The organism is Acidiphilium sp. PM (assembly GCF_000219295.1).
GTDB classification, from domain to species: domain Bacteria; phylum Pseudomonadota; class Alphaproteobacteria; order Acetobacterales; family Acetobacteraceae; genus Acidiphilium; species Acidiphilium multivorum.
The window spans coordinates 1-7,589 of record NZ_AFPR01000117.1 but is presented as its reverse complement, the minus strand read 5'-3'; the positions used below and the strand labels follow the sequence as shown (position 1 = coordinate 7,589).

Here is a 7,589-nt window from a genome sequence, read left to right as displayed (position 1 = left end):
GCGAGATCGTCCCGGCCGCGCACCAGGTCGAGATGCAGGCCGGCGACCGGCAGGGCCAGCGCGGTCGGCAGGTTGTCCGCGATCGGCGCGAAATAGCTGGCGAGCAGCAGGCGCGGCGTCGCCCCGCGGGCGAGGGTCTCATAGGCGTGGCGCAGCGCCGCCCGCGCCTTCGGCGCGAGGTCGAGGGCGAGAACCGGCTCGTCCATCTGCACCCAGGCGCAGCCCTCGGCGGCCAGCTCCGCCAGCACCTGCGCATAGCAGGGCAGCAGGCGGTCGAGCAGGTCGAGCGGATCGGACCCGTCATCGGTCTTGGCGAGCAGCAGGAACGAGACGGGGCCGAGCACCACCGGCCGGGTGCGGCGGTGGCGGGCCAGCGCCTCGCGGAACAGCGCGAGCGGACGGTTGGCGGTGACCGCGAAATGCTGCCCCGCCGCGAGCCGGGGGACGAGATAGTGATAGTTGGTGTCGAACCACTTGGTCATTTCGAGCGCGGGCAGGCCGGCCGCGGCATCGCCGCCGCCGGTGCCGCGCGCGAGGGCGAAATAGGTCGGCAGCGTCACCTCGCCGCCGCGCCAGCCATAGCCCGGCGGAATCGCGCCGACCATGCAGGCGGTATCCAGCACATGGTCGTAGAGCGGGCTGTCGTTCGAGGGGATGTGGCCGATGCCCAGCCCCTGCTGCAGGGATTGGGAGTCCGCGCGCAGAAGCCGCGCCGCCTCCTGCAGGCCGGCTTCGGACAGCTCGCCCGCCCAGTGCGCCTCGAGGGCCGATTTCAGCTCCCGCCGGCGGCCGATGCGGGGAAAGCCGAGACTGGTCGCGATGCTCATGCGCGGCCTCCCCGGCGGGCGTGGGACCGCGAACGGCGCGATGAGGGGGAAACGAGAGGACGCGCGCGGCAGGCGCTGCCGCTGATGCGTGCAGTCATGGGTCGGCTCCGGCTTCCGGTGCACCCCGCCCGGCAGCAAGGTTGGTGCGACACCGGCAGGTCTCCTGGCTCGCGGCTCGACGCTGGTGGCCCTGCCTTCCCGAACCGCTCCCGGTTCAGTGGCTCGCCCTTGCGGGCGGACGGACCACCGGCTCGCCGCTGACAGTTGCGGGGGCAGCCATCGACTTGCTTCCGGGACAATGAAGCCCGGCCGAAGCGCACGATGTTCCCTTTTCACCCGCTCGCGCGGGACCGGTGACGAATGTCGTATGCCGCCCGGACGGACATTCGGCAAGGGTGGCGGCATCCGCCGCGCCGGCAAATAATCGCGTCGTCCGCGCAGAATCGTTGCAGTCATGGATCGAGTTCGATCGGTATTTCATCCCCGGGGCGAAAATCGGCAATCACGGCTTGTTTATTGGTTGCGAGTATTGACCGTCCGGCTTCTGTGGTCATATCGGTCGGTCAAATTTCAACAATTGGCCGTGACTGGCTCATTGCATCAAGGGGAGCAACCATGCGGGCACAATTCAGACGCGCCTGGGGTTTTTGCGCGGCGGGAGTCCTGGCCTCGGGCCTGGCGCTGGCGGGCATCGGCCAGGCGTCCGCCGCGACGGCGCCGTCGGTCCTGAAGATCGGCACGCTCTATGCAAGCAGCGGGTCTTTCGCGGTGGCGTCCGAGGGGCAGTATCACGGGCTCGAATACTGGGCGAAGACGGTCAACAAGTCCGGCGGCGTCTTCGTCAAGGCGTTCGACAAGAAGATCCCGGTCAAGATCGTCGCCTATGACGACCAGAGCTCGACCGCGACCGCGACGACGCTGTACAACCAGCTCATCACCCAGGACCACGTGAACCTGCTGGTCGCCGATTTCGGCTCGGTGCTCACCTCGGTCGCGATTCCGCTGGCCGCCGAGCACCACATGCTGCTGATCGACCCGACCGGCTCGGGGGCGAACTTCTTCACCAAGAAGACCGACTATCTCGCCGATGTCAGCATTCCCGCCTCCACGGTGTGGCCGCTGCCGCTCGGCCATTTCCTGCTCGACCACAAGATCAAGCGCGTCGCCGTCATCTACGATTCGAACGATTTCGATGCCTCGCAGGCGGAAACGCTGAAGGCGACGCTGAAGAAGGGCGGCGTCACGCCGGTGTATTATCACGGCGTGCCCACCAGCGAATCCAACTACACCGTGCTGCTGCACACGATCGCGGCGCACCGGCCGGATGCGGTGATCGAGTTCGGCTATCCGCCGAACGACATCGCCTTCCTGCACACGCTGGCCGGCAGCGGCCTGCACTTCAAGATGACGTTCACCATCTTCCCCGGCCAGCTTCTCGCTCTGATGACGAAGAATGTCGGCGCGAAAACCCTCGCCTATACCTACACCTATCCGACGCCGCCGCTCGTCTCCTTCGCCAAGACCACCTATGGCCCGAACACCGCGACCTTCGTGAAGGAGTTCACCGCGGCGACGCATAACGCGCCGAACTTCCTCGATGCGGCCGGCTACAATACCGGGCTGATCATGCAGGACATGCTCGGCACCGCGCCGAAATTCACCCAGCTCGCCTTCCATCAGGCGCTGATGGACATGTCCGGCAAGACGACGACGGTGCTCGGCCAGTTCAAGATCAACGCGAACGGCGCCCAGCTCGGCGAGCTGCTGCCGGTGGCGCAGCTCGTCCCCGCCGGCAAGACCAACAAGATCGTCGTGGTCTATCCGCAGGACAAGGCGACCGGCAAGCCGGTCTATCCCGCGCCGCACCACTGACCGGCGCCCCGGAACCGCAGGATCCCGGCCCGTGACGGGCCGGGATCTTTCGTCGATCCGGACCACTGGTTTCCAACTTCCCTGCAAGAAAGGGCGCGCCGTTGGCACTTCTCGAATACGCGCTGATCGGCGGCATTCTCTACGGCATCTTCTTCAGCCTTGTCGGCATCGGGCTCAATCTCGTCTTCGGCGTGATGCGGATGATCAATCTCGCCCACGGCCAGTTCATCATGCTGGGCGGGTTCGGCGCGTGGCTTCTGGTGCATGACCTTCACCTCAACCCGATCTTCGGCATTCCGCTGGCGATTCTCGGCGGGATCCTGATCGGCTATCCGCTCTATTACGGCGTGGTGCCGCGCCTGCAGCGCAGCCAGGACCCGGAGATGCTGTCCTTCATCCTGTTCTTCGGCATCGCCCAGATGATCGAGGCGGTGATGCTCCTCATCTTCGGCGCGGACCAGCGCTCGCTGCCCGGTAACGCGCTGGGCTCGGGGAATATCGGCGCGTTCGGCCAGGAATTTCCGGACAGCTGGTGGGTCGCCGCCGCGGTCAGCGTCATCTGTATCGGCGGGCTCTGGCTCTATTTCACGCGCACGCGGCTCGGCTTCGCGACGCGCGCCATCATGGCCGACCGCGACGAGGCGCGCGCGACCGGCATCGATGTCGACAGGGTGTCGGCGATCGCCTTCATGATCGGCCTCTCGCTCGCCGGGATCGCCGGCGTGTTCGTGCCCTACATGGTCGGCTCGGTGTCGCCCTCGATCGGCGACGGGCTGACCACGACATCCTTCGCCATCATCATCATCGGCTCGCTCGGCAATCCGCTCGGCACCGTGGTCGGCGGCCTCGTGTTCGGCGTGGGAACGATGCTGATGCAAACCTATTACGCCTCGTGGTCGAATCTCGTGCCCTATGCGCTGCTCCTCATCATCGTACTGATCCGGCCCTCCGGCCTGCTCGGCAAGGCGGTGCGCAGTGCGTAAGCGGAACAGTACAATGCGTTATCCCGTCGCGGTGCTGGCCATCCTCGCCGCCGCCTTCCTGGTCCTGCCGCATGTCTATGGCAACCAGTCCGTGCTGTTCACCATGATGACGTTCATGGCGCTCGCCCAGGGGCTGAACCTGCTCTACGGCTTCACCGGATATCTGCCGTTCGGCTATGTCGGCTTCTTCGGCACCGGCGCCTATGCCACCTCGCTGCTGGTCACCTTCACCGGCCTGCCGGTGCTGGTCTGCGTGCTTGGCGGCGGGTTGGCGGCGGTCGTGGTCGGGCTCATCCTCGGGCCGCTGCTGCGCCTGTCAGGCGCGTATTTCTCGATCGCCAATCTCGCCGCCTCGCAGATCATCTATTACGTGGTGGCGAACGAGGCGCTCAAGCATGTGACCGGCGGGCCCTATGGCGTGAAGATCGAGCAGGTCTACGCGCCCACGGCGAGCTACGCGACGATGCTGGCGATCCTGCTGCTCGCCACCGGGCTTGCCGCGTATTTCCGCCGCTCGCGCTTCGGGCTCGGGCTGCGGGCGATGCACCAGGACCCGATCAGCGCGGGGCTCGCGGGTGTCAACATCGTGCGCGAGCGCCTCATCGTCTGGCTGGCCTCGGCCGGCATCGCCGGGCTGGTCGGCGGCGCCTATGCGTGGAACCTTTCGGTGTTCTACCCCGACGCGGTGTTCACCCTGCAGATTTCGGTCTTCGCCATCGTCTTCGCCCTGTTCGGCGGGGTGGGCACGGTGATCGGCCCGCTGCTCGGCGCGGCCCTGCTCTATGCGTTCTACGCGGTGATCGGCGTCTCCGCGCCGCAATATTTCGAACTGCTCTACGGGCTGCTGATCGTGCTGCTGGTGCTGTTCCTGCCCAACGGCCTGATGTCGCTGCTGATCCGGAGAAATGTCGATGTCCTCTGAACCGCTGCTCCGGCTGGACGGGGTGAGCAAGCGCTTCGGCGGGCTCACCGTGCTCGACCGGCAGAGTTTCTCGATATCCGAAGGCGAGATTCTCGGCCTGGTCGGCCCCAACGGTTCCGGCAAGACGACAACGATCAACGTCATCTCCGGGGTGCACCAGGCCGATGCCGGGCGCATCCTGTTCGAGGGGCGGGAAATCCAGCGCCTGCCGCTGTTCCGCATCGCCCGGCTCGGCATCAACCGCAGCTTCCAGGTGCCGAAATGCTTCCGCGCGATGCGGGTGCGCGAGAACATCGAGGTTGCCGCGACCTTCGCCGGGCGCGGCGCGGTGGATATTGACGAGATCCTCGCCGGCATTGGGCTCGCCGACCACGCCGACGCGATCGCCGGGGCGCTGACCGTCAACCAGCAGAAGATGCTCGATCTCGGCCGCGCGCTGGCGACCAATCCGCGGCTGCTGCTGATCGACGAGATCGGCGCGGGGCTCAATCCGGCGGAGCTCGGGGGCATCGCCGAGCTGCTGAAATCGCTCGCCGCGCGGGGCATCGCGCTCATCGTCGTCGAGCATCTGCTCGATTTCCTCAACCGCATCACCGACCGGGTGATCGTGCTGGGCGCGGGGCGGATGCTGTTCGAGGGCTCGCTCAAGGCGGCGTCGCGGGACCCGGACGTGGTCGCCGCGTTCATCGGAGGCTGACGGCATGACCCTTCTCGCACTCAAGGGCGTCGAGTCCGGGTATGGCCCGATGCAGGTTCTCTGGGGCATCGACCTCGCGGTGAACGCGGGCGAGACGGTGATCCTGCTCGGCGCCAACAGCGCCGGCAAGACCACGCTGCTGCGCACGATCATCGGCCTGCTGCCCTGCACCGGCGGGACGATCACCTTCGATGGCGAGCCGGTCGGCGCCCTGCCGCCGGACCAGCGCATCCGCCGCGGCATCGCCTTCATGTCCGAACTCGGCGTGTTTCCCGGCCTGACCATCGAGGAGAACATCCGCCTCGGCGGCTATTTCCTCTCGGCCGCCGAGGTGCGGCGGCGCAGCGCCCGGCTCTACGACCTGTTTCCCGCCCTCGCCGGCAAGCGGCGCGACCTCGCCTCCAGCCTGTCCGGCGGGCAGCGCAAGATGCTCGGCATCGCCAAGGTGCTGGTCTGCGAACCGAAGCTGCTGCTGATGGACGAACCCTCGTCCGGCCTCGCGCCGGTCTTCGTCAAGCAGGTGGTCGACGTGCTGAAGACCGCGATCACCGGCGGGATGACGCTGCTGATCGCCGAACAGAACGTCGCCTTCCTGCCGCTGGCCGACCGGGGCTACCTGATCGATGGCGGGCGGGTGCGGCTTTCCGGCACGCGGGCCGAGCTCGAGGCGAGCGACGCCGTGCACGAGGCCTATTTCGGGCTCTGAGCGGCCTGCCTTCGGCCATCTGGCGGTTGCCGCCGGTTGCGTGCATGTTGCACGGCAGCAGAAGGAGGGGCTCCGATGGCCGACACGCACGAGATCGTCCTGCGTCAGATCGAGAATTTCCGCTTCGAGACCGAATTCGGCGGCGGGCTGCCGAAGCTGGTGTCCGACGAGCCGCCGCCGCTCGGCGGCGGGGCGGGGCCGGAGCCGGTGCAACTGCTGCTCGCGGCGGTGGGCTCGTGCATGTCCTCCAGCTTTCATTTCGCGATGACCAAGTTCCGCGAGGCGCCCGGCGCGATCACCACCACCGCGCGGGCCACCGTGGACCGGGACGAGAACCGGCGGCTGCGGGTGCAGGCGATCCAGGTCGCGATCGGGTTTGCCGCCGAGGCGGGGACGATCGGGCATCTCGATCGGATTCTCGGCCAGTTCGAACAGTTCTGCACGGTCGGCGCCTCGGTCGCCCGCGGCATTCCGATCGAGGTGAGCGTGACCGACGGCACCGGTGCCAGGGTCAAGGGCTGAGCCCGTCCAGGCCGGCGAAACCGGCCAGCCGCCTCGGCAATCTCCGGCGAGTTGTCCACAGAAATCTGAATAAGCCTGTGGACAAGCGCGGGGGAAACCGCAAGGACGCTTTCCGCAAGACGCATGTTTGCGATTCCCCGGCGCGCCGGTCCGCCATCTTGCAAGCGCGGGGCAGATGGGCGCAGAACGCACGAATGTCGTCCCTGTCCGCCGATTCCATCCAGCCCGCCCCGCCGGCCGCCGCGCCGGCCAATCCGCGCGACCATGTCGAGAGTTTCGCCCGCGGCCTTGCCATCCTCTGCGCCTTCGGGCCGGACCGGCCGAAAATGACCCTGTCGGACGCCGCCCGCGTCACCGGGTTGCAGCGCTCGGCGGCGCGGCGGTTCCTGCTCACCCTGTGCGATCTCGGCTACGCCGTGCAGACCGACCGGTGGTTCGCGCTCACCCCGCGCGTGCTGGAACTCGGTTACGCCTATCTCGGCAGCCTGCGTTTTCCCGAACTCATCGAACCCTATCTGACCGGGCTGACCCGCGAGCTCGGCGAATCGAGCTCGGCGGCGGTGCTGGACGGGACCGACATCGTGTACGTCGCGCGCTCGGCGGCGCCGCAGCGGCTGATGGCGCTGTCGCTCGGGGTCGGCACCAGGCTGCCGGCGCATGCGACCTCGATGGGCCAGGCGCTGCTCGCCACCCTGAGCGATGACGAGGTGCGCGCCCGGTATGGGCGGGCGCCGTTGCAGGGGTTCACGCCCGCGACCATCACCGATGTCGGCCGGCTGCTCGAACGGCTGGCGACGGTGCGGCGGGACGGGTTCGCGCTGAACGACCAGGAACTCGAATTCGGCCTGCGCTCGGTCGCGGTGGCGGTGCCGGGCAAGGGGCAGCGGCAGGCGGTGGCGCTGAATGTCGCCACCAACGCGGCGCGGGTGTCGCATGAGGAGGTGATGCGCCGCATCCTGCCCGCGATTCGCGAGGCGGCGGCGCAATGCGCGCGGGCGGTCGCCCTGCTCGGCTGAGCGGGCGCGCCTGACGGGATCATCATCGGGACCGGACGAGCGGC

At 67.8% G+C, this 7,589-nt stretch carries 7 protein-coding genes, 1 pseudogene and 1 riboswitch; of the genes and pseudogenes, 7 read left to right on the top strand and 1 reads right to left on the bottom strand.

Translation table 11 applies throughout. From position 1 onward, the window contains the following. Positions 1-827, bottom strand: a pseudogene (locus APM_RS05995) (5-methyltetrahydropteroyltriglutamate--homocysteine S-methyltransferase); the annotation flags it as partial. 135 nt (positions 828-962) lie between these two features. Next, positions 963-1,197: riboswitch (cobalamin riboswitch) on the bottom strand. Positions 1,198-1,442: 245 nt separating this feature from the next. On the opposite strand from APM_RS05995, the gene APM_RS05990 reads away from it, so the two are divergent. The 7 genes from APM_RS05990 (at position 1,443) to APM_RS05960 (ending at position 7,545) form a co-directional block, all read left to right on the top strand. Beyond that, entirely contained in the window at positions 1,443-2,699 is a 1,257-nt protein-coding gene (locus tag APM_RS05990) for an ABC transporter substrate-binding protein (RefSeq protein WP_007422458.1), read from the top strand. A gap of 101 nt (positions 2,700-2,800) precedes the next feature. Beyond that, complete coding sequence (locus APM_RS05985; protein ID WP_007422457.1) at positions 2,801-3,682, top strand: branched-chain amino acid ABC transporter permease; 882 nt, start codon at positions 2,801-2,803, stop codon at positions 3,680-3,682. 13 nt (positions 3,683-3,695) lie between these two features. Then, positions 3,696-4,604, top strand: coding sequence for a branched-chain amino acid ABC transporter permease (locus tag APM_RS05980; RefSeq protein ID WP_007422456.1), 909 nt, complete (start codon positions 3,696-3,698; stop codon positions 4,602-4,604). Beyond that, positions 4,594-5,301 carry an ABC transporter ATP-binding protein gene (locus APM_RS05975; protein ID WP_007422455.1) on the top strand — a complete coding sequence of 236 codons (708 nt, stop codon included), beginning with the start codon at positions 4,594-4,596 and terminating at the stop codon, positions 5,299-5,301. The genes APM_RS05980 and APM_RS05975 overlap by 11 nt, the downstream gene beginning before the upstream one ends. Before the next feature lie 4 nt (positions 5,302-5,305). Beyond that, complete coding sequence (locus APM_RS05970) at positions 5,306-6,007, top strand: ABC transporter ATP-binding protein (RefSeq protein WP_007422454.1); 702 nt, start codon at positions 5,306-5,308, stop codon at positions 6,005-6,007. 75 nt (positions 6,008-6,082) lie between these two features. Further along, complete coding sequence (locus APM_RS05965) at positions 6,083-6,529, top strand: OsmC family protein (RefSeq protein ID WP_007422452.1); 447 nt, start codon at positions 6,083-6,085, stop codon at positions 6,527-6,529. Between the two features lie 194 nt (positions 6,530-6,723). Further along, entirely contained in the window at positions 6,724-7,545 is an 822-nt protein-coding gene (locus APM_RS05960; RefSeq protein WP_007422453.1) for an IclR family transcriptional regulator C-terminal domain-containing protein, read from the top strand. The last annotated feature ends 44 nt before the right edge of the window (positions 7,546-7,589 follow it).